The sequence below is a fragment of the Paeniglutamicibacter sp. NPDC091659 genome, from assembly GCF_044756805.1.
Taxonomy (GTDB): domain Bacteria; phylum Actinomycetota; class Actinomycetes; order Actinomycetales; family Micrococcaceae; genus Paeniglutamicibacter.
Map to the genome: position 1 here is coordinate 142,322 of NZ_JBIVTO010000005.1, position 21,731 is coordinate 164,052.

General features: G+C 68.6%; 20 protein-coding genes. 7 read left to right on the top strand and 13 right to left on the bottom strand.

What is annotated here, in order from left to right; all coding sequences use genetic code 11:
• Positions 1-26 precede the first annotated feature (26 nt).
• Positions 27-278 (top strand): preprotein translocase subunit SecG, encoded by a 252-nt coding sequence (gene secG / locus ACIQLF_RS11130; RefSeq protein ID WP_387527552.1) that lies wholly within the window; start codon positions 27-29, stop codon positions 276-278.
• A 50-nt stretch (positions 279-328) separates the two neighbouring features.
• On the opposite strand, the gene ACIQLF_RS11135 is transcribed toward secG, so the two are convergent.
• The 7 genes from ACIQLF_RS11135 to tkt form a co-directional block, all read right to left on the bottom strand.
• Positions 329-712: a hypothetical protein gene (locus ACIQLF_RS11135; RefSeq protein WP_400298074.1), complete on the bottom strand. Its 384-nt coding sequence runs from the start codon at positions 710-712 to the stop codon at positions 329-331.
• 100 nt (positions 713-812) lie between these two features.
• Positions 813-1,571: a 6-phosphogluconolactonase gene (gene pgl, locus ACIQLF_RS11140; RefSeq protein ID WP_400298077.1), complete on the bottom strand. Its 759-nt coding sequence runs from the start codon at positions 1,569-1,571 to the stop codon at positions 813-815.
• Positions 1,561-2,502 (bottom strand): glucose-6-phosphate dehydrogenase assembly protein OpcA, encoded by a 942-nt coding sequence (locus tag ACIQLF_RS11145; protein WP_400298080.1) that lies wholly within the window; start codon positions 2,500-2,502, stop codon positions 1,561-1,563. Before ACIQLF_RS11145 ends, pgl begins: the two co-directional genes overlap by 11 nt.
• Positions 2,499-4,067, bottom strand: coding sequence for a glucose-6-phosphate dehydrogenase (gene zwf, locus ACIQLF_RS11150; RefSeq protein WP_400298082.1), 1,569 nt, complete (start codon positions 4,065-4,067; stop codon positions 2,499-2,501). The genes ACIQLF_RS11145 and zwf overlap by 4 nt, the downstream gene beginning before the upstream one ends.
• Positions 4,068-4,174: 107 nt before the next feature.
• Positions 4,175-5,800: a glucose-6-phosphate isomerase gene (locus ACIQLF_RS11155; RefSeq protein ID WP_400298085.1), complete on the bottom strand. Its 1,626-nt coding sequence runs from the start codon at positions 5,798-5,800 to the stop codon at positions 4,175-4,177.
• Complete coding sequence (tal, locus tag ACIQLF_RS11160; protein WP_400298088.1) at positions 5,797-6,912, bottom strand: transaldolase; 1,116 nt, start codon at positions 6,910-6,912, stop codon at positions 5,797-5,799. Before tal ends, ACIQLF_RS11155 begins: the two co-directional genes overlap by 4 nt.
• A gap of 27 nt (positions 6,913-6,939) precedes the next feature.
• Complete coding sequence (gene tkt, locus ACIQLF_RS11165; RefSeq protein WP_400298091.1) at positions 6,940-9,066, bottom strand: transketolase; 2,127 nt, start codon at positions 9,064-9,066, stop codon at positions 6,940-6,942.
• A 321-nt stretch (positions 9,067-9,387) separates the two neighbouring features.
• Here tkt and ACIQLF_RS11170 point away from each other — a divergent pair, with 321 nt between their 5' ends.
• Entirely contained in the window at positions 9,388-10,371 is a 984-nt protein-coding gene (locus tag ACIQLF_RS11170; protein WP_400298094.1) for a heme o synthase, read from the top strand.
• Between the two features lie 460 nt (positions 10,372-10,831).
• On the opposite strand, the gene ACIQLF_RS11175 is transcribed toward ACIQLF_RS11170, so the two are convergent.
• The 3 genes from ACIQLF_RS11175 to ACIQLF_RS11185 form a co-directional block, all read right to left on the bottom strand.
• Positions 10,832-11,197 (bottom strand): YciI family protein, encoded by a 366-nt coding sequence (locus tag ACIQLF_RS11175; RefSeq protein WP_400298096.1) that lies wholly within the window; start codon positions 11,195-11,197, stop codon positions 10,832-10,834.
• Positions 11,198-11,361: 164 nt separating this feature from the next.
• Positions 11,362-11,787, bottom strand: a complete 426-nt coding sequence (locus tag ACIQLF_RS11180; protein ID WP_400298099.1) for a nuclear transport factor 2 family protein — start codon at positions 11,785-11,787, stop codon at positions 11,362-11,364.
• Between the two features lie 260 nt (positions 11,788-12,047).
• Positions 12,048-12,710, bottom strand: a complete 663-nt coding sequence (locus ACIQLF_RS11185; RefSeq protein WP_400298102.1) for a matrixin family metalloprotease — start codon at positions 12,708-12,710, stop codon at positions 12,048-12,050.
• 292 nt (positions 12,711-13,002) lie between these two features.
• On the opposite strand from ACIQLF_RS11185, the gene ACIQLF_RS11190 reads away from it, so the two are divergent.
• From ACIQLF_RS11190 to ACIQLF_RS11210, 5 genes are read left to right on the top strand one after another with little or no spacing between them, the layout of a single operon-like run.
• Entirely contained in the window at positions 13,003-13,782 is a 780-nt protein-coding gene (locus ACIQLF_RS11190) for a DeoR/GlpR family DNA-binding transcription regulator (RefSeq protein WP_400298458.1), read from the top strand.
• On the top strand, positions 13,779-14,765 hold the full coding sequence (locus tag ACIQLF_RS11195) for a 1-phosphofructokinase family hexose kinase (RefSeq protein WP_400298104.1): 987 nt from the start codon (positions 13,779-13,781) through the stop codon (positions 14,763-14,765). The genes ACIQLF_RS11190 and ACIQLF_RS11195 overlap by 4 nt, the downstream gene beginning before the upstream one ends.
• Complete coding sequence (locus ACIQLF_RS11200; protein ID WP_400298106.1) at positions 14,762-16,837, top strand: fructose-specific PTS transporter subunit EIIC; 2,076 nt, start codon at positions 14,762-14,764, stop codon at positions 16,835-16,837. Before ACIQLF_RS11195 ends, ACIQLF_RS11200 begins: the two co-directional genes overlap by 4 nt.
• Positions 16,834-18,522: a putative PEP-binding protein gene (locus ACIQLF_RS11205; protein WP_400298108.1), complete on the top strand. Its 1,689-nt coding sequence runs from the start codon at positions 16,834-16,836 to the stop codon at positions 18,520-18,522. Before ACIQLF_RS11200 ends, ACIQLF_RS11205 begins: the two co-directional genes overlap by 4 nt.
• A 56-nt stretch (positions 18,523-18,578) precedes the next feature.
• Entirely contained in the window at positions 18,579-18,857 is a 279-nt protein-coding gene (locus ACIQLF_RS11210) for an HPr family phosphocarrier protein (protein ID WP_400298111.1), read from the top strand.
• Between the two features lie 68 nt (positions 18,858-18,925).
• Here ACIQLF_RS11210 and ACIQLF_RS11215 read toward each other — a convergent pair whose 3' ends face one another.
• Genes ACIQLF_RS11215 through ACIQLF_RS11225 form a run of 3 tightly spaced genes read right to left on the bottom strand, consistent with a single transcriptional unit; the run spans position 18,926 to position 21,597 of the window.
• Complete coding sequence (locus ACIQLF_RS11215) at positions 18,926-19,858, bottom strand: heme A synthase (RefSeq protein ID WP_400298114.1); 933 nt, start codon at positions 19,856-19,858, stop codon at positions 18,926-18,928.
• A 19-nt stretch (positions 19,859-19,877) separates the two neighbouring features.
• Positions 19,878-20,651: an ABC transporter permease gene (locus ACIQLF_RS11220; protein WP_400298116.1), complete on the bottom strand. Its 774-nt coding sequence runs from the start codon at positions 20,649-20,651 to the stop codon at positions 19,878-19,880.
• Positions 20,641-21,597 (bottom strand): ABC transporter ATP-binding protein, encoded by a 957-nt coding sequence (locus ACIQLF_RS11225; protein WP_400298119.1) that lies wholly within the window; start codon positions 21,595-21,597, stop codon positions 20,641-20,643. The genes ACIQLF_RS11220 and ACIQLF_RS11225 overlap by 11 nt, the downstream gene beginning before the upstream one ends.
• Positions 21,598-21,731 lie beyond the last annotated feature (134 nt).

The following is a 21,731-nucleotide window of genomic DNA, read 5'->3' on the forward strand; positions in this document are numbered from 1 at the left end:
CGCCACCAGCTGATTGAAGGGCAATGATGGACGCCATCAAGATTGTTTTGCAGGTACTTCTGGGAATCACCAGCCTGCTGCTTACGCTGCTGATCCTTTTGCACAAGGGACGCGGCGGCGGCATGTCCGACATGTTCGGCGGCGGCATGACCAGCTCGCTGGGTTCATCCGGCGTTGCCGAGCGCAACCTGAACCGCATCACGATCATCCTGGGTCTGACCTGGGTAACCGTGATCATCGGATTGGCACTGGTCATGCGCTTCAACATCGAATCCTAGCTTTCACCGCATAACGATGAAGGACGGCCTCCCCTCGGGGAAGCCGTCCTTCACTTTTCTGTTGCTTCAGGTGAATCCGGGGGCCCAAAGAAGCGTCCCAAGAGTGCTGTACCGAGCCGATCAATCCAACGGCCCAGATACCCGATCAGACCGCTAAAGTGTGCGATGGCGAGGCCTCCGAGCATGGAAATCATGATGCTCAGTATTCCCGGTCGTGTCGCCTCCGCACTGAAGTTCAACCCCCACGATTCGGTAAGAGACGCAATACCGGGCAACCAAGAGACCTCAAAGATGTCCCCGGCGGCTTGGAGAAGCAACATGCATACGGCGAGCAGTGATCCGAACACACCCTTGCTGCGAAAAGCCGCAAACAATATTGAGAGGTACACGGCAGCTGCAAGGCCGCCCACCGTGCCAAGCAGAATTTGATCCATCAACCATTGCCTATGTTTATGCCGAAGCGGTCGTTGCGGTTCTCCCGGAAAATCGCCCGGGAGAGCCGCAACGACCGCAAATTCGAGTAGAGACCTGTTGCTAGATCAGTGCGGCGGCCGCTTGGTCCATCAGCCACCAGGTACCCTGCGTGCCCTGGACGCCGGAGGCGGGGACGCGCTCACGCGTCGCCTCGCCGCCCAGCGCCACCGCGGCCGCGGGCGCCTTGTCGCCACCGGCAACCACGAGCCACACCGCGCGGGCGGTGTTGATGGTCTCAAAGGTCAGCGAGACGCGCAAAGGCGGCGGCTTGGGGGAGTCGTGCACCCCGATGACGCTCGCGCCGCTGGTTGCGGCCCCCGCGTGGTCCGGGAAGAGCGATGCCACGTGCGAATCCGGGCCCATGCCCAGCATCAGCACGTCGAAGACCGGAAGCCCGGCAGCGCCCTCGTTGGTCGCTTCCGCGGCAAGCACCTCCGCGTAGGCCGCTGCGGCTCCCTCCGGGGTGGCGAACTCGTCAGTGGAACCCATGGCGTGCACGCGCCCGCGGTCCAGGCCGTGGCCGTCGAGCACCGAGAGCAGCACCTCCGCCTGGACGGCGTTGCGGTCGGGGGAGCCGGCCTCCACGAAGCGCTCGTCGCCCCAGTAGAAGTTCACGCGCGACCAATCCACCGCGGCCAGCGCGGGGGAGTCGGCGACGGCCTTGAGCGAGGCGATGCCCAGCGTGCCGCCGGTGAGCACCACGGTGGCCTCGCCGCGGGTCCCCTGGGCGTCCAGGATCGCGGTGATGAGCCGCGCGGCGACCGCCGCGGCGGTGGCGGGCAGGTCCGGGTGGACGACAATGTGGCGTTTAGCGTTCACTTGGGCGGATGCTCCTCAGGTTGGTGCGCTTCAGGCCCACGCGCACGACCTCGCCGAAGACCTCGTCCGGGTCGAGCCGGCGCATTTCCTCGGCCAGGCAGTCTGCGACCGGGCGCTGCGGCAGCGAAATCAGCTGGGGCTTCTGGCCCGGCTGGTAGAGCTCGGCCACGTCGCCGACGGGCCGGGAGAGCTCGATGTCGCCGCGTTCGCGGGTGAAACGCACCGAGCGCACGCCCGTGCCCTCCGGGGCGGAGGCGATCGTGACGGGCACGTCCAGGCACAGCGTCAGCCAGGCCGCGAGCAGCACCGTGGAGGGGGAGTCGACGGCGCCCTTGACCGTCACGCCCGTCACCTCGGAGGGATCGAGCTGGTCGAACACGGCGGCCAGCTGGGCGCGCCACAGGGTCAGCCGGGTCCACGCCAGGTCGGTGTCGCCGGCCCGGTAGGATTCCGCGAGGGTGAACAGCGCCTTGCGCGGATCGTCCTCGGCGCCGGAATCGGTGATGCGGCGGTGGGCGATCTTGCCCAGCGGGGTCTGCGAGGCGTTCTTGGGCACGCCGTGCGGCCACCAGGCCACGATCGGCGCGTCGGGCAGCAGCAACCCGGAGACCAGGGACTCGTCGACGCGGGCCCCGGGGCCGTAGGTGTGCATCACGATGACCTCGGAGGCGCCGGCGTCGCCGCCCACGCGGATCTGCGCGTCAAGCCGGGTTTCGCCGGTGACCCGTCCCTTGACGACCACGAGGATGCGGCAGGGGTGCTCGCGGCTGGCGAGGTTGGCCGCGGCGATCGCGTCCTCCTCGAAGCCGGCGCGGGTGATGACCAGCAGCGTGAGCACGCGCGAGAGCGCGACGACGCCCTGGGCCTGCCGCATGGCGACAAGCTGCTTGGAGATCTTCGAGGTGGTGGTGTCTTCCAGTTCAACGATCATGGCCGGCGCCATGTCCTTCCGTCGCGGGCCAACAATTCATCGGCGGATGCCGGTCCCCAGGAACCCGGGGCGTAGGGTTCGGGCTGTTCGGGCAGCGAGGCCCAGTGCTCCTCGAACGGGTCCAGGATGCGCCAGGACTGCTCGACTTCCTCGTGGCGCGGGAACAGCGGGGGCTCGCCCAGCAGCACGTCCAGGATCAGGCGCTCGTAGGCCTCGGGGGAGGACTCGGTGAAGGCGTGGCCGTAGCCGAAGTCCATGGTCACGTCGCGCACCTCCATCTGGGTGCCCGGGACCTTGGAGCCGAAGCGGATGGTCGCACCCTCGTCCGGCTGCACGCGGATCACGATGGCGTTCTGCCCGAACTCGCCGTCCGAGTGCTCCTGGAAGAGCATGTTGGGGGCGCGCTTGAAGACCACGGCGATCTCGGTGACGCGGCGGCCCAGGCGCTTGCCTGCGCGCAGGTAGAACGGCACGCCCGCCCAGCGGCGGGTGTTGATCTCCAGCTTGATGGCCGCGTAGGTCTCGGTCTTGGAGGCCGGGTTGAAGCCCTCCTCGTCCAGGAAGCCGGTGACCTTCTCGCCGCCCTGCCACCCGGAGGTGTACTGGCCGCGGGCGCTGGAGTGGGACAGGTCAGCCGGAAGGCGCACGGCGGTGAGCACCTTCTCCTTTTCGCTGCGCAGGTGGTCCGCGTCGAAGCTGATTGGCTCCTCCATGGCGGTCAGCGCCAGCAGCTGCAGCAGGTGGTTCTGGATGACGTCGCGCGCGGCGCCCACGCCGTCGTAGTAGCCCGCGCGGCCGCCGATGCCGATGTCCTCGGCCATGGTGATCTGCACGTGGTCCACGTACTTGGAGTTCCACAGCGGCTCGAACAGCTGGTTGGCGAAGCGCAGCGCCAGCAGGTTCTGGACGGTTTCCTTGCCCAGGTAGTGGTCGATCCGGAACACCGCGTCGGGCGGGAATACCGATTCGACGATCTCGTTCAGCTCGCGCGCGGAGAGCAGGTCGTGGCCGAACGGCTTTTCGATGACCACACGGGACCAGCCGGCGGGCTTGGCGTCGGTGGCCTCGGCGCGGGCCAGCCCGTGCTTGGAGAGCTGCTCGCAGACCTGCTCGAACGAGTTCGGCGGGATGGAGAGGTAGAAGGCGTGGTTGTGCCCGGTGCCGCGGGTCAGCGCGAGCTCGTCGAGCGTCTCGCGCAGCTTGATGAAGGCGGCGTCGTCGTCGAAGCCGCCCGTGATGAAGCGGAAGCCGCTGGCCAGCTGTTCCCAGACCGTCTCGTTGAAGGGGGTGCGGGCGTGGTCGATGACCCAGCCGCGCGCCTGGGCCGCGAAGTCCTCCGGGCTCCAGCCGCGGCGGCCGAAGCCGACGACCGCGAAGTTCGGGGGAAGCAGTCCGCGGTTTGCCAGGTCGTAGACGGCCGGCATGAGCTTCTTGCGGGCCAGGTCCCCGGTGATGCCGAAGAAGACCAGCGCGGAGGGCCCGGCAATGCGGTTCAGCCGCCGGTCCCGTCGGTCGCGCAGGGGATTGGGGTGCTGGCCGGAGGGGCCGGGTGAAGAATCAAGCATTCGAGGAAGCGCCTTCAGCTGTCTTGGTGCCGGTGAAGAATGGGGGTGGTGATTGCCCGATCGGGTGTGTGCCATGTGGCACACACCCGATCGTTTTGGGCCAAGGCCTATGCGAGGCCCTGAATGATCTTATCCAATTGTGCGATGCCCGATTCCTTGTCGCGCAGGTGAAGGCGCAATACCGGGCGTCCGAGGTCCGCGAGCACCTTGGCGTCGCCGGACGCCTGGGCGGAAATCAGCTCCCCGAAGGTGAACGGAAGACCCGGGATGCTCAGGTCCATCGCGGAGTCCGCGGTGACCTGCAGGTAGGCACCGATGCGCGGACCGCCCTTGTGGAACTGGCCGGTCGAGTGCAGGAAGCGCGGGCCCCAGCCGAACGTCACCGGGCGGCCGGTCGCCGCGGCCAGGGCCGGGCGGATGCCTTCCAGCGAAGCGTCGCCGTGGCGGTCCAGGTAGGCCTGGACGCCGAGGTAGCCGTCGGCCGGCAGCGCCGCAAGCAGGGCGCGCAACGCGCCCTCCAGGTCGGTGACGCCGTCCAGCAGCCCGTCGGAGGCGCGGACCTCGATCGAGTCCTGGTTCAGCACCGCCGGAACGGGTTCCGGGGTGGCCTCCAGCAGCGCGCGGGCGGCGACCTTGGCGGCCTCCACGTCAGGCTGGTCGAACGGGTCGATGCCCAGCAGGCGCCCGGCCACGACCGTCGCGTACTCCCAAAGCAGCATCTGCGCACCGAGCGAACCGGAGATGCACACCGAGGCGGAGTCGGAATCGACGTCGTCGTCGGTGAGCAGGCCGGTGTCGGCGACCAGACGGATCTGCAGCAGGTCCGCCGCGGTGCTGGTGGTCTCCGGCGCGCCGGCCTCGACGACCACCGGCAGCACGCCGGTTTCCGACTTGCCGGTGGATTCGGCGATGAGCTGTTCGGCCCAGTCGGCGAAGCCCACCAGGCCGGAACCCTCGTCGGCGAAGATCAGCTTGTTGCGCAGCGGCACGGTGCCGGCCATCGCCGCACCCAGGGCGAGGGCGATGTTGTCCTCGTCGTCCTCGGCCAGGAACTCGGCGGCGGCCGCGGCCTCCTCCAGGAATTCCTCGATGTCCACGCCGGCCAGGCCGGCGGGGACCAGCCCGAACGCGGTCAGCGCGGAATAGCGCCCGCCGACGTTCGGGTCCGCGTTGAACACCGCGCGGTAGCCGGCGGCACGGGAGGCCTTGTCCATCGGGGAGCCCGGGTCGGTGACCACGATGATGCGGCGCCTCGCGTCGACCCCGGCGTCGTTGAACGCCTGCTCGAAGACGCGGCGCTGCGAGTCGGTCTCCACGGTCGAACCGGACTTGGAGGACACCACCAGTGCGGTGGTCGCCAGCCGGTCGGCGAGGATCCCCGCGACCATTTCCGGGTCGGTGGAATCGCAGACCACGAGTTCGACGTCGCAGGTCGCGGCGATGACCTCGGGGGCCAGCGAGGAGCCGCCCATGCCGGCGAGCACGATGCGGTTCACGCCCTCGGCACGCAGCTCGTCGCGCAGCGCGAGGATGCCGGGCACCAACGCGGCCGACGTCTCCGCGGCGTCGACCCAGCCCAGGCGTACCGAGGCCTCGGTCTCGGCGGCCGGGCCCCAGAGGGTGGCGTCCTTCGCGGCGATACGGCTGGCCACGGCGTCGGCAACCAGGGCGGGAACATGCAATTCGATGGCGGCCTGCGCGGCGCCGGTGGCGATGAAGCCGAGCGAACTCATTTCCCTGCTGCCTTGGCCAGCGAGGCGTCGAGGTCGGCGAGCAGCTCGTTCCAGGCGGCCTCGAACTTCTCCAGGCCCTCGACCTCGAGCTTGGCGACGACGTCGTTGTAGCTCACGCCCAGGGCGGCAAGCTCGTCGAGCACCGCGTTGGACTTCGCATAGTTGCCGGTGACGGTGTCCCCGGTGATGGCGGCGTGGTCGGCGGTGGCCAGCAGGGTCTTTTCCGGCATGGTGTTCACGGTGTTCGGTGCGCACAGCTCGGTGACGTAGAGGGTGTCCGGCAGGGCCGGGTCCTTCACGCCGGTCGAGGCCCACAGCGGGCGCTGGGCGTTGGCGCCCGCGGCGGCCAGCACGTTCCAGCGCTCGGAGGAGAAGGACTCCTCGTAGACCTGGTACGCCAGCACGGCGTTGGCCAGGCCGGCCTTGCCGCGCAGGGCCAGTGCCTCGTCGGTGCCGATGGCGTTCAGGCGTGCGTCGATTTCCGAGTCCACGCGGGACACGAAGAACGATGCCACCGAGTGCAGCTTGGAAATGTCGTGGCCGTTGGCCTTGGCGGACTCCAGGCCGGTCATGAACGCGTTGATGACCGCGCGGTAGCGCTCCAGCGAGAAGATCAGCGTCACGTTCACGGAGATGCCCGCGGCCAGGGTCTCGGCGATGGCCTCCAGGCCCTCGACGGTCGCCGGGATCTTGATCAGCACGTTCTCGCGGTTGACCAAGGCGTACAGCTCCTTGGCCTCGGCGATGGTCTCCGCGGTCTTGCGGGCCAGGCGCGGGTCGACCTCGATCGACACGCGGCCGTCGGCGCCGTTGGTCGCGGCGGCGACCGGCGCGAACAGGTCGCAGGCGGCGGCGACGTCGTCGCTGGTGATCTTGAAGACGGCCTGCTCGGCGTCCATGCCCGCGGCCGCCAGCTCGGCGACCTGCGCGGCGTAGGACTCGCCATCTGACAGCGCGGCGTGGAAGATCGACGGGTTGGTGGTCACGCCCACCACGTTCTTCTCGGCGATCAGCGCGGCCAGCGAGCCGGAGCTCAGGCGTTCGCGGGAGAGGTCATCGAGCCAGATGGAAACGCCGGCATCGGAAAGGGCCTGGGTGTTGGGATTGCTCACGGTTCTAAGTCCTTCGAGTCGGTCTGGTTACTTGGCCGCGGAGACGGAGCCGGCGGCAATGGAGTCGAGCGCCGCGGCGGTGATCGCCTCGGTGGTGATCCCGAACTCGGAGTACAGGCGCTTGTAGTCGGCCGATGCGCCGTAGTGGTCAAGCGAGATGATGCGACCGGCATCGCCGACCAGTTCGCGCCAACCCATGGCGACGCCTGCCTCGACGGAGACGCGGGCCTTCACGGCCGCGGGCAGCACTGATTCGCGGTAGGCGGCGTCCTGCTTGTTGAACCATTCCAGGCACGGGATGGAGACGACGCGGGTCGCGACGCCCTGGGCCTGCAGCGCCTCGCGGGCCTCGACGGCCAGCGAAACCTCGGAGCCGGTGGCCAGCAGCAGGACCTCGGGTGCGACGACCTCGCCGTCGGCGGTGGCGTCGGCGAGCACATACGCGCCCTTTTCGACGCCGGAGGCGGCACCGAAGCCCAGTGCGCTGCGGTCGTAGACCGGCAGGTTCTGGCGGGAGAGGATGATGCCGGCCGGGTTGGAGGTGGTCTCCAGGATCTTCTTCCACGCGTAGGAGACCTCGTTGGCATCCGCCGGGCGGACCACGTCGAGGTTCGGGATGGCGCGCAGGGAAGCAAGCTGCTCGACGGGCTGGTGCGTCGGGCCGTCCTCGCCCAGACCGATCGAGTCGTGGGTCCAGACGTAGATCGACGGGACGCCCATCAGTGCCGAGAGGCGGATGGCCGGGCGCTGGTAGTCGGAGAAGATCAGGAACGTGCCGGAGTACGCGCGGGTCGGGGAGGCAAGAGTGATGCCGTTGACGATCGCCGCGGCTGCGTGCTCGCGGATGCCGAAGTGCAGCACGCGGCCGTACGGGTTGCCGGTCCAGGACTCGGTGGAGCGCGAGGCCGGGATGAACGACGCGGCGCCCTCGATGGTGGTGTTGTTCGAGCCGGCGAGGTCGGCGGAGCCGCCCCAGAGCTCGGGCAGCACGCCGGCTACGGCGTTGATGACCTTGCCGGAGGCCGAGCGGGTGGCAACGTCCTTGCCAGCCTCGAACTCTGGGAGGTTCTCGTCCCAGCCGGCCGGCAGCTCGCCGGATTCCAGGCGCGCCAGCAGTGCGGCGTTCTCCGGGTTTGCCGCGGCCCAGGCGTCGAAGCCGGTCTGCCAGGCGGCGCGGTCCGCGGTGCCGCGGTCCTGCACGGAGCGTGCGTGCTCCAGCACCTCGGCCTCGATGGCGAAGGATTCCTCCGGGTTGAAGTCCAGGGCCTGCTTCAGGCCGGCAACCTCGGCGCCGCCGAGCTTGGAACCGTGGATTCCGCCGGTGTCCGCCTTGGTCGGCGAAGGCCAGCCGATGACGGTGCGCAGCGAAATGATCGACGGGCGGTTGGTCTCGGCCTTGGCGGCGCGCAACGCGGCGTCCAGCTCGGCGAGGTCCTCGACGTAGTTGCCGGTCTTGGTCCAGTCGACGCGCTGGGTGTGCCAGCCGTAGGAGTCGTAGCGGCCGAGCACGTTCTCGGTGAACGCGACGTCGGTGTCGTCCTCGATGGAGATGTGGTTCTCATCGTAGACAACGACGAGGTTGCCGAGTTCCTGGTGGCCGGCCAGCGAGGAGGCCTCGGAGGTGACGCCCTCCTGCAGGTCGCCGTCGGAGGCGATGACCCAGACGGTGTGGTCGAACGGGGAGGTGCCCGCTGGTGCCTCGGCATCAAGCATGCCGCGCATGCGGCGCTGGGCGTAGGCGAAGCCCACGGCCGAGGCCAGGCCCTGGCCCAGCGGGCCGGTGGTGATTTCCACGCCGGCGGTGTGGCCGTATTCCGGGTGGCCCGGGGTCTTGGCGCCCCAGGTGCGCAGTGCCTCGAGGTCTTCCATTTCCAGGCCGTAGCCGGAGAGGAAGAGCTGCAGGTAAAGGGTCAGCGACGTGTGGCCGGGGGAGAGCACAAAGCGGTCGCGGCCGATCCAGGCCGGGTCGCTCGGGTCGTGGCGCAGGTGTTGCTGGAAGATCAAATAGGCGGCCGGGGCCAGCGAGATGGCCGTTCCCGGGTGTCCGTTTCCTACCTTTTCGACCGCGTCTGCGGCCAGCACGCGTGCGGTATCGACGGCTCGCTGATCAAGGCCGGTCCATGCGAAATCGCTGGTGTCTGCTAGTGGCGCCACGTTGTGGGTCCTCCCTATATAAGGTCTGCATCAAAAACTATTGTGGGCGGATTTCCCGCCGTGAAGCACAATGCCGCCGGACCGACCCGGATAATCACTGGGTGGTTTCGGCGGCGTCGCAACCCTCCAACCCTATCGCGATCGGGCCGCGAAATGCCCGTTTGAGACCACAACTTGAAGATTTTGGAAGGCCGTTTCGGGTCCGATGGAGACAAAGAACACCGCGGGGGACCCCGGAGCGGGTGTTCACGGGCCGAATTCTACGTCGCGTAAAAGGGTATGATAGGCCTGTCTGTCTTATTTCCCCGTAGAACTGAGTGCATGTCTGTGAAGACCGTTTCCGTTGAATCCGCAACGACTGCTCGTGCAGCTCGTCAGCCGAATGAATCGGTGGGCGACTTCGTTTCACGCAAGGCCAAGGCGTATCTTGCGCTGACGAAGCCGCGCGTGGTCGAACTCCTGCTCGTCACCACGTTGCCGACCATGATCTTCGCCGAACGCGGCTTCCCGTCGATCACCCTGGTGCTGGCCACGCTCTTTGGCGGTGCCATGGCAGCGGGCGCATCGGGTGCATTCAATTGCTACATCGACCGCGACATGGACAAGATCATGAAGCGCACCAAGGGGCGCCCGCTGGTCACCGGCGAGGTCACCCCGCGCGAGGCGCTCATCTTCGCCTACCTGCTGGGCATCGCCTCGCTGGTGGTGCTGGCCGTTGGCACCAACTGGCTGACCACGGCGCTGGGCCTGGCCGCGATCCTCTTCTACGTGGTGCTCTACACGCTGATCCTCAAGCGCCGCACCGCCCAGAACATCGTTTGGGGCGGCATTGCCGGCTGCATGCCTGTGCTCATCGCCTGGGCAGCGGTCACCAACAAGATCGAATGGCCCGCCATCATCTTGTTCCTGATCATCTTCCTGTGGACGCCGCCGCACTACTGGCCGCTGTCCATGAAGTACGCGGACGACTACAACGCGGCACACGTGCCGATGCTCGGCGCGATCTCCACGGCCCGCAAGGTTTCCGTCCAGGTCGTCCTCTACGCCTGGGCCACCGTGGTCTGCTCGCTGCTGCTGGCCCCGATGGGCTACGCGGGCATCGTCTACACGGCCCTCGCCGGCGCCAGCGGCGCCTGGTTCATCTACGAGTGCCACGTGCTCTACCGCGAGGCGCAGCGCGACCACGCGCCGGCGGACATGAACAAGAAGGCCATGAAGGTCTTCCACATCTCCATCACGTACCTGACGCTCGTGTTCATCGCCCTGGCGATCGACCCGTTCGTGGGCGGCCCGCTCTTCGGCTAAACAGGTTTCAGCTTCATGGCGGCCTTCCGGTTCAATCCGGAAGGCCGCTTTTTGTGCCTGCCGGCAGTTGTCAGGCCGACCGGCCAGGGGCGCGCCGGCAGCGCTCGAAGACCACGCTCGGGCCGAACGTCCTGGTCTCGATGAGGTCCAGCGGAAGGGCTTCGGCGACCGCACGGGTAGGCGCCGAGTTCGCCCACCTGCTCGATGCGGAAACGAAACTGCTCCTCGGTGGGGTTGGTCCACCCGAACCCGGCCTTGGTGATGAAGCCGTCCACTGAAACGCCCATCTAGTAGATCAGCATGGCTTCAAGCCCATCGCATGCGTGATCGCGCGGCCGTGGCGGGCATGCTCGTACATTGGCGTATCGGCACGAAACCGAGCCCTGGCCTGAAGGATGGCGTTCCCGCCCATTATGACTTCACCGTGGATCGATTCGCGGTACCCGGTTGAGGATTTTTGTCAGGCGGGTTCGTCCTGGAACGCGCGTACCTCGACACGGCCCGCACACGCCTTGGAGGCGTCCTTGGCCCATTCCAGTGCGGCATCGAGGTCGCTGGCCTCGATGACCCAGAAGCCGCCGAGGTATTCCTCGAACTGGGCATGCGGCCCGTCGGTCACGACCGGTGTTTCACCGGTGTTGTCGACCGTGGTTGCCGTCTGGATGGGGTGCAGCCCGCCGGCGAATACCCATGCTCCCTCGGCACGGAGCCTGTCGTTGAAGGCGTCGGCCGCGTCAATGATCGGCTGGATCACGGCAGGATCCATGGTTTCCATCGTCGGTGCCTCGGCCGTGTCGTGACTGACCGAGATCATGTACTGCGTCATGTCGATCCTCCTGCTGAGGGGCGGTTCGTGTGGCTGCCAGCCACCCTACCTAGGAGCAAGCGGCCCCCGAAAGGTGTGTCTCTCACCGAATTTTCGACGCGATCATTCGACCTTCTACGGCTGCACCGGAAGAGACCGATACGTCCTCCGCTCCGCGCCTGAACTCATGTCCAGAACTCGTCCGCCTTGGCTGTGTCATCGAAGTACTCCCGGCCTTCGATGACCTTTCCATCCCGGAGTACGAACGCGATGGCCGTGCCCAGGTCCAAAGTCTTTCCGTTGCTTTCGGCGTGGCTTTGATGGATCCCCACCGTGTGGTTTGCCCCGCCGACGATGTCAAGAACGGTCGCGTGGAAGGAACCCTCGGAACGCGCCCCCAGCTCGCCGAAGTAGGCAAATATGGCGTCACGTCCTTGCTTCGTCCCGGACAGCACACCGCTTCCGGGGGCGTACCAGACCGCGTCTTCCGCAAACAGTTCGCCAAGTGCCGCCAGATCGCCAGCGTTGAAAGCCTCGTATCCCCGCCGAACCAGTTCAGCGTTTTCTGCAGCTCCCATGTCGCGCACCTCTCCGTCTTCCGTGTTGGCCATGCTGGGACGGCTCAAGCCTATTCCTGGCCCAGGTGCCTGTCGATGGGAGGAATCCCAGGATCCGGGATCGCTCGAGGGCCTTCCCGAATTCGTCCGCCGAGTGGTGTGGACCCACCGTGTTGAACAGGTCCCCGACCACGCGAACATCGGCCGGACCCGCTCCGCCTGCCCGCAGTTCGGGCATTCCAGCGACCCTCTTCCCGCGGAGAGGTTTTCTCTTGCGTCGGATTCATTCCAGGGGATCTTTGGCCCCGGCCGGGTCAGGATCCGTAGATGGCGGCAAGGTTGGAGAAATCGACGGCGTCGGGCACCGGATTGGTATCGTCGCCGGTGACCGAGTTCATGACGTCGGATTTATTGAGTCGGTGGTCCAAGCCCAGCGCGTGGCCCATTTCGTGGACGATGGTGGCCAGTGCCCCGTTGTCGGTGGTTCGCCCCAATGCCTGCGTGAACAGGGTGATGGTCGCACTTTCCATGTAGTCGCCGCTCCCTTGCCAATCCATTTCCCCGTCGGTGTTCCGTGAACGGCCATCGTCCTCAACGACGGATACGCAGTTGGCGCCGCTGGAGCAGGTCTCGACCGCCACCGCGTTCAGGCATGAACTCTTCGACCAGATGGCGGTCGCGTCGGTGACCTTGCCGGCATAGTCTGCGGAGAGCTTGCCGGTTTCGAACTCCACCACCAGCTCCGCACCGGCCGGTTTTTGCCACGGCTTGACGGGGGAGTCCTCCGGATCGATGTCCTGCACCCTTGCGCCGGTCGGCGCCACACAGGTGTCCGGCCCGAAGGCCTGCTTGTCTTGTCCGCCCGAGCCGCCGCATGCCGTCAGGATCAGGCCCAGGGCCAGCCCCAGCGTGATGGCGGCGGGCATGGCCCGGCGGGGCGATGGGTTTCCGGAACTGCGGTTGTCGATTCCACTCATCTCATCATCATGGCTTTCCGGTCTGGCGACTGCCTGGATGCGCCCGGCCTGCAGGGGGTGAGGCCGTGCTTTCGGTGTGTCGATCATATGTCCCGATCGCTTCCAATGCACTGTATGTTTTCCGTGAAAATCGGCGGGTCGGGGCCATGTGGTTGAGCGGAACGTTTCGGGCGAATCTGTGTTTATTTGGTTTTATGTTGTTTTGTGTTGACATTGCGATCGTCGTGCGCCTAAAGTCGTATGAACAAAGATCGCCGTGACTCACGTCACACAACCCGGAGGCCTCCACATCGTGTTTGCCGAAGAACGCCACCGTCTCGTCACCGAGCAGCTGTCCCTGCAGGGCAAGGTCGGTGTTGCCGACCTGTCCGAACGATTCGGCATCACCCGCGAAACCGTGCGCCGCGACCTCGCCCAGTTGGAGCAGGTCGGGGTGTTGCGCCGGGTGCATGGCGGTGCGGTCACAGCCACGAAGACCAGTACCGCCGAACAGAGCCACACGGCCCGCACCACCCAGAACCTGGCGGTCAAGCAACGGATCGCAGCGAAGGCACTCGAACTGCTCCCGCAGGGAGCCACCTCGATCCTCCTCGATGCGGGAACCACCACAGAACTTCTGGCCGGGCTGCTGGCCGAGGAACTTGCCGGTCCGCGCGCCGAGGAACTCCTGGTGATCACCCACGCACTGCCCATTGCGCAGCGTGTCTCTCCAGCCCTGCCGCTGGAACTGATCGGTGGCCGCGTGCGAGGTCTCACCAGCGCGGCCACCGGCAGCCACACGCTCGCCCAGCTGGACTCGTTGCGACCGGACATAGCCTTCGTCGGAGCCAACGGCGTGGACGCAGGCTTCGGCCTGAGCACCCCCGATGCGCTCGAGGCCGCGGTGAAGACCGCGATCGTCGGCTGTGCGCGGCGCGTGGTGGTACTGGCCGACTCCAGCAAGCTGGGCGAGTCGGCGCTGGTCCGCTTCGCCGCACTGTCCGACATCGACACCCTGGTCACCGACCGGGAGCCGGACGCCGAGCTGGCCGCGGCACTCGAGGCGGCCGACGTCGAGGTGGTGCTGGCATGATCGCCACGCTGACCATGAACCCCAGCATGGACCGGACCATCGAACTGGCCGCGCCCCTGCAGCGCGGTGGGGTCCAGCGGGCCCTGTCGCTGACCTCGCAGGCCGCCGGCAAGGGCGTGAACGTGGCCCGCGCACTGGCCACCGGCGGACTGGCCACGCTGGCGGTGCTGCCCGGGGACCCGCACGATCCCGTGGTGCTCGGCCTTGCCGACAGCGGCCTGTCGCACATGGCGCTGCCGATCGGCCAGCCGCTGCGCAGCAACCTGACGCTGGCCGAGGCCGACGGGACCACCACCAAGGTCAACGCCCCCGGGCCCCTGTTGGATGCCGGACACCAGCGGGCCCTCGTCGAGGCCGTGCTTGCCGCGGCCGACGGGGCCGACTGGCTGGTGATGGCCGGATCGCTGCCTCCGGGCGTCGACCCGGGGTTCTACGCCGGACTCGTCGCCGAGGTCCGCGCCACGCTCGGAGCCAGGGCCCCGCGCATCGCCGTCGACACCTCCGGAGCCCCGCTCGCCGCGCTCTTCGCCGCAGGCCCGGCCGGCGTCCCGGACCTCGTCAAGCCCAACGCCGAGGAACTGGCCGAGCTCACCGGGGAGGGCACCGAAGCCGAACTCGAGGCCGACCCCGCACGTGCAGGCCGGGCCGCGCTGCGGCTCGTCGAGGCCGGAGCCAGGGCCGTGCTGGCCACGCTCGGCTCGAAGGGCGCGGTCCTGGCCACCGCGGCCGGCAGCTGGCACGCAACCCATGCGCCCGTCACCGCGCGCAGCACCGTCGGCGCCGGCGACTCGGCCCTGGCCGGGTACCTGCTCGCCGATGCGGCGGGCGCGGAACCGGCCGACTGCCTGCGCCAGGCCGTCGCCCACGGATCGGCCGCCGTCGCCCTGCCGGGCTCCACGATTCCGGCCCCCGAACACACCAACCCGCGCGCCGTCACCGTCGCCGCGCTTCCCACTCCACTCCCCACCGAAGGAAAGCCATGACGCGTCTTATCACCGAAGAGCTTGTCCTGCTCGACAGGTACCTTGGCGGCAACAGCACCGAGGTCATCGCCGAGCTCTCGCGCACCGTGGTGGCCACCGGCCGCGCCACGGACGCCGCCGCCCTGCAGCGCGACGCGGTGGCCCGCGAGCAGAAGACCGCCACCGGTGTGCCGGGCGGGATCGCCATCCCGCACTGCCGCTCAACGGCGGTCACCGAGCCGACGCTCGCCATGGCCCGGCTGGCTCCGCCGGTCGACTTCGGCGCCAAGGACGGCCCCGCCGACCTCATCTTCTTCATCGCAGCCCCCGAGGGCGCGGACAAGGAACACCTCAAACTGCTCTCCAAGCTGGCCCGTTCGCTGGTGAAGAAGGACTTCACCGCCGCCCTGCGCGCCGCAGGAAGCCCGGCGGAGATCGTGGCCCTGGTCGAGGGGGCCGTCAACCCGGCGCCCGCTGCCGACGGTGCAGATGTTGCCGCCGCGACTGCTGCACCCGCTCCTGCCGCCGCCCAGGCTCCTGCCGAGCGGCGCCGCCTGGTTGCCGTCACCGCATGCCCCACCGGCATCGCGCACACCTACATGGCAGCCGATTCGCTGGTGGCCGCCGCGGCGGAGGCCGGGGTCGACCTGCAGGTCGAAACCCAGGGATCCTCGGGAGCCACCCCGCTGGACCCGGCGGTGATCGCGGCCGCGGAGGCAGTCATCTTCGCCGTTGACGTCGACGTGCGCGGCAAGGAACGCTTCGCCGGCAAGCCCCTCATCCAGTCCCCGGTCAAGCGCGGCATCGACGAGCCCGCCGTCATGGTGGCCGAGGCGCTGGCCGCCGCGACCGACCCCAACGCGCGCCGCGTCGCTGCCGGCAGCGGGTCCGCGGACAGCTCCGGCGGTTCCCCCGCCGGGCGCGAGAGCGCCGGCGCCGCGTTGAAGCGCGCCCTGCTCACGGGCGTCAGCTACATGATCCCGTTCGTCGCCGGCGGCGGCCTGCTGATCGCCCTGGGCTTCCTGCTCGGCGGCTACCTCATCACCGGCGTCGCGGACGACATCCTGGGAACGAACACGTTGTTCAACCTCCCCGGTGCCGATGTCGTGGCACAGGTCGACGGCAAGTTCGGCCCGCTGGGCGTGTACCTCGGCGCCGTCGCCTTCAAGATCGGCGCCCTGTCGATGGGCTTCCTGGTCCCCGTGCTGGCCGGCTACATCGCGTACGCCTTCGCCGACCGGCCGGGCCTGGCCCCGGGCTTCACCGCCGGCGCCGTGGCAGGGTTCATGGGCGCGGGCTTCCTCGGCGGCATCGCCGGCGGCCTGATCGCCGGCCTGGCCGCCCGCTGGATCGGTTCCTGGAAGACCCCGCGCTGGCTGCGCGGGCTCATGCCCGTGGTCATCATCCCGCTGCTCGGCTCGATCATCGCCTCCGGACTGATGTTCCTGGTCCTCGGCGGCCCGATCGCCGCGCTGACCGCGGGGCTGAACGGCTGGCTCTCCGGGATGTCCGGCGTCGCGGCGGCCCTGCTCGGCCTGATCCTGGGCCTGATGATGGCCTTCGACCTCGGCGGACCCGTCAACAAGGTCGCCTACTCCTTCGCCGTCGCCGGCCTCGGCGCGGGCGCCGTGGCCAACCAGGCACCGTGGCAGATCATGGCGGCCGTCATGGCCGCCGGCATGGTCCCGCCGCTCGCGATGGCCCTGGCCACCCTGCTGGACCGCAGGCTCTTCTCCCCGGCCGAACGCGAAAACGGCAAGGCAGCCTGGCTGCTCGGCGCCGCCTTCATTTCCGAGGGCGCGATCCCGTTCGCCGCGGCCGATCCGCTGCGCGTCATCCCCGCCAGCATGCTGGGCGCCGGGGTGACAGGCACCATGATCATGGCCACGGGCGTCACCTCCCAGGCCCCGCACGGCGGCATCTTCGTCTTCTTCGCGATCGGCAACCTGCCGATGTTCGCCCTCTCGATCGTGGTCGGCACCGTCATCAGTGCCCTGGCCGTGGTCGCCCTGAAGCGCTACGCACGCAAGCGCCCCGCCGCGGCTTCGGCAACCCTTGACCGTGAAGTCGGCGCCGAGCAGGTGGCGGCATGAGCGAGAAATTCACCGGGGTCGGCGTCTGCGCCGGCCGGGTCATCGGGCCGGTCCGCCGGATGCCGGCGCCCATCGCCGCACCGGCCGACGGCGCCCCGCTGCCCGAGGGCGTGAGTGCCGAGGAGGAATCGGCACGGCTGGCCGAGGCCACGCAGGTGGTCGCCGCGGGTCTGAAGGAACGCGCCGCGGCCGCCACGGGCGACGCCGCGGCGGTGCTCAAGGCGACGGCGCTCATGGCCTCGGACCGGACGCTGCTGAAGTCGGCCACCAAGCTCGTGGCCACAGGCACCTGCGCGGAGTCCGCGATCTGGGAAGCGGCCGACGCCGTCGCCACCCAGCTGGCGGCCCTCGGCGGCTACATGGCCGAGCGCGCCACCGACGTGCTGGATGTCCGCGCCCGGATCGTCGCGCAACTGCGCGGCGTCCCGGCCCCGGGGATTCCCGACAGCGACGAGCCCTTTGTGCTCTGTGCGGTCGACTTGGCCCCGGCCGACACCGCGACGCTGGACCCGGCGCGCGTGCTGGCCCTGGTGACCAGCGACGGCGGGCCGCAATCGCACACCGCGATCATCGCCCGCTCGCTCGGCCTGCCGGCGATCGTCGCGGCCCGGGGGACCACTGCCCTGGTCGACGGGGACCTGGTCTTCGTGGACGGCATCGACGGCACCGTCGTCCGCGGGCCCGGCTCCGCGGAGTCGGCCCTGGCGCAGGCCTATGCCTCCCGGGACCCGCTGCCGGAGTTCGACGGAACCGGCCGGCTCGCCGACGGACACCGGGTCCCGCTGCTGGCGAACGTGGGCGGCGGCGCCGACGCCGTGGCGGCAGCCGCCGCCGGCGCCCAGGGCGTGGGCCTGCTGCGCACCGAGTTCTGCTTCCTGGGCCGGGACACCGAGCCCACCCGCGAGGAGCAGGTGCAGGCCTACCGGGCGGTGTTCGACGCGTTCGGCGGCGCCAAGGTCGTCGTGCGGACCCTGGATGCTGGGGCCGACAAGCCGTTGCCCTTCCTCACCGACGCTTCGGAGCCGAACCCGGCCCTCGGGGTGCGCGGCTACCGCACCGACGCGGCCGTCCCGGGGGTCCTGGCCCGCCAGCTCGCCGCCATCGCCGAGGCGGCCGACGGCTCTGCCGCCGAGGTCTGGACCATGGCGCCGATGATCTCCACCCCGGCCGAGGCCGCGGCGTTCGCCGCCATGTGCGCGGACGCCGGGCTGAAGACCCCCGGCGTGATGGTGGAGGTCCCCTCCGCCGCACTGATGGCCAGGCAGTTGACCTCCGAGGTCCGCTTCGCGTCGATCGGGACCAACGACCTCACCCAATACACGATGGCCGCGGACCGCCAGCTCGGGGCGCTGGCCGAGCTCAACGACCCGTGGCAGCCTGCCGTGCTGCACCTGATCAGGGCGACCTGCGACGGGGGAGCGGCCGCGCAGGGCGGGCCCAAGCCGGTGGGAGTTTGCGGGGAGGCCGCGGCCGACCCGGCCCTGGCCGTCGTGCTGGTCGGGCTCGGGGTGGCGACGTTGTCGATGAACCGGCGCGCGCTGCCGGCCGTCGCCGCCATCCTCAAGACCGTGGACCTGCCCGGGGCCCAACGCATCGCGAAGCTGGCGCTCGGCGCCGGTTCCGCGGAGCAGGCCCGCAGCGCCGTCCGCGCCGAGCTGCCCGAACTCGACGTCTTCGGACTGTGACACCCAAACGACTCTGACAACACAACGAACCAGAAACCCAACCAAGGAGCAACATCATGGCAGAACGTACAGCCACCATCGCCAGCCGCGTCGGTCTTCACGCCCGTCCCGCAGCCATCTTCGCCGAGGCCGCCGCTGACCAGCCCCTCGAGGTCACCATCGCCCTGGAGGGCGAGCCCGCCGAGGACGCGCTCGACGCCTCGAGCATCCTCTCGCTCATGGGCCTGGGCGCCGAATACGGCACCAAGGTCGTGCTCCGTGCCGACGGCGAAGGCGCCGACGAAGTCCTTGAGACCCTGGCCCGCGTGCTCGAAACCGATCACGACGCCGCCTGACCCGGCGGCCCGGAAACGCAAAAGTGCCTGGAACGCATGACGTTCCAGGCACTTTTGCGTGAAGGGATCTAGAAGGGGAACTTCCGGGTGGCACGGTCCCACACGTTGATGGCCGCCGCGGCCAGCAGCGAGGCGCCAAGCATGTGGAAGAGCACCAGCAGGATCGGCAGGCCGGTGAAGTGCTGCGTGTAGCCGATGACGCCCTGCAGGAGAACGACCGTGGCCATCAGGACCAGCGGGGTGCGCAGCGCCTTGTCCTCGCCGGTGCGCATGGCCAGGAACAGTGCGATCAGCGTCGCCGCGACCAGCAGGTACACCGGGACCACGTGCAGGCGGGTGACGAAGTACGGGTCGAACAGGTGGCGCGGGGAATCCGCGTCGCCGGCGTGCGGGCCGGTGCCCGTGACGATCGTACCCAGCACGATCGCCAGCGCGGAGGTCGCGAGGATCGTCCAGGCGAGGAACTTCTGGGTGGTGCCCGCCGGCCTGCCCAGCGAGGTTTCCCCGCGGCGCAGTGCGCCCGTCCGGTTGACCAGCAGGGTCGCGGCCATGACCATGGCCGCCGACACGATGAAGTGCAGCGAAACAACCCACGGGTTCAGCCTGGTCAACACCGTGATGCCGCCGATGACTGCCTGGGCGGGAATGCCCGCAAGCAACGCGATGGACAGCCCGAAGAGCGTCCTGTGGGTGGCGCGGATACGCCAGATCGAGACCAGGAACGCAACGGCGATGACGACCAGGACGAAGGTCAACGTGCGGTTGCCGAACTCGATGAGGCCGTGGACGCCCTGTTCCGGGACCGGGGTCATGGAGCCCGGCACGCAGTTGGGCCACTGCGAGCAGCCCAGGCCGGACTTGGTCAGGCGCACGGCGCCGCCGGTGACGATGATGCCGATCTGGGAGATCAGCGAGGCGATGGCCAGGCGGTGGACGGTCTTGCCGACCGCGGCCGGCAGCCTGTCCGTCCAGTGGTTGGTCGTGGGGGAGTCGGTACTCATGATCTTGTGCTCCAGATTTCTAGTTCCACTTGAACCAGCGGGTTGCGGCGAAACCGGCGATGAGTGTCCATGCCAGCAGGATCAGGATCCCCGGGCCGGACGCGGTGCCGGAGATCAGTGCTGCACGCAGCGAATCACCCAGTGCGGCCGAGGGCAGCACGTTGATGATCGGGTGCAGGAAGGCGGGAACGCTGGTGGAGGGGAAGAGGATTCCGCCGACTCCGGCCAGCAGGACCCACGCAAGGTTGGTGATGGCAAGCGTGGCCTCGGGGCGCACCGTGCCGGCGATCAGCAGGCCCAGGGCCGTGAAGGCCGCGGCGCCGAGGACCAGCAGCAGGATGGCCCACGGGATTCCGCCCGGGGCGGGCTGCCAGCCCATTAGGAAGCCGGTGCCGCCGATGACGACGACCTGCATGGACAGGACGGCCAGCACGGCCATGACCTTGCCGTAGATCAGGCCGGTGCGGCCCAGCGGCGTGGTTGAGAGGAAGCGCATGACGCCGTAGCGGCGGTCGAACCCGGTGGCGATGCCCTGGCCGGTGAACGCGGTCGAGACCACGCACAGGGCCAGCACGCCGGGAACCGCGGCATCGATCGGGCGGGCGGCGATGTTCTTGAGCAGGTCGGTGAAGACGAGCCCGAACAACGCCATCAGCGGCAGCACGACCGCGATGACCAGCTGCTCGCCGTTGCGGACCATGGCCAGCGTCTCGTAGCGGCCCTGCAGCAGGATGCGCTTGAAGGTCCCCACGGCATTCGAGGTGCCGGGCACTGCTTGGGTACTAGTTGACATCGTTTCCCTTGTCGGCAATTTCCAAGAACACGTCTTCGAGGGTCCGCGGCTGCATCAGCAGCGAATCGGGCAGGATGCTCTCCCGTGCCCACCAGTTGGTGAGGCTTGCCAAATCGTGGGCATCGCGCACGCCCTCGAGCCGGTACTGCCCGGGCGCGGGCTCCAGCAGCAGCAGGTGCGCGGGCATCCGGGGCAGGGCCAGGGCGGGGGCGGCGGTGAAGGTCACGGCCTGGGCGGTTGACTCGTGGCTGGCGCGTGCCGTCAACTCCGCAACCGTCCCCTCGGCGACATTGATTCCGCGGTCGATGATGTAGACGTAGTCGGAGAGGCGCTGGGCGTCTTCCATTAGGTGGGTCGTGAGCACGATGCACAGCCCGGCGTTGCGAAGCTCGGTGATCAGGTCGAAGACGACCTGGCGAGACTGCGGATCCAGCCCGGCGCTCGGCTCGTCGAGGAAGACGACTTCCGGGTTTCCGGCCAGCGCCGCGGCCAGCGCCACGCGCTGCTTCTGTCCGCCGGAGAGCCTGCGGATGGAGGTGTTGGCGAATTCGTTGATGCCCAGGCGCTCGATCAACGCGTTGATGTCGGCCGGACGCTGGTAGAGCGAGGCGACGTGGCGCAACAGCGGGATCGGGCGCAGCGAGGGCGGAAGGCCACCGTCCTGCAGCATGACCCCGACGCGCGAGCGCAGTGCGGGGCTGGCCCCATAGGGATCCTCGCCCAGCAGGGATACTTTGCCCCCGTCGGGACGCAACAGGCCCTGCGCGCACGCAAGGGTGGTTGATTTTCCGGCGCCGTTGGAACCCAGCAGGGTGGTCACGCTGCCGGCATTGGCCTTGAGGCTGATGCCGTTCAGTACGCGCACCATGCGGCCGTCAAGGGCGGGAACGGGGCCGAAATCTTTGAGCAAGTCCTCGATGACGAGGCTTGGGGGCACATTGGACACCACGTTATTCTAGGCTAGGTAGAAGTCGATCGACTCATCGCTGTGGCGCACATCGCACCCGCGGAGTCCCGTGTGCCGGGAACCGCGTTTCCACCAGTGGCGAAGTAAGCGGTGCCTTACTAGACTAGCTTGCC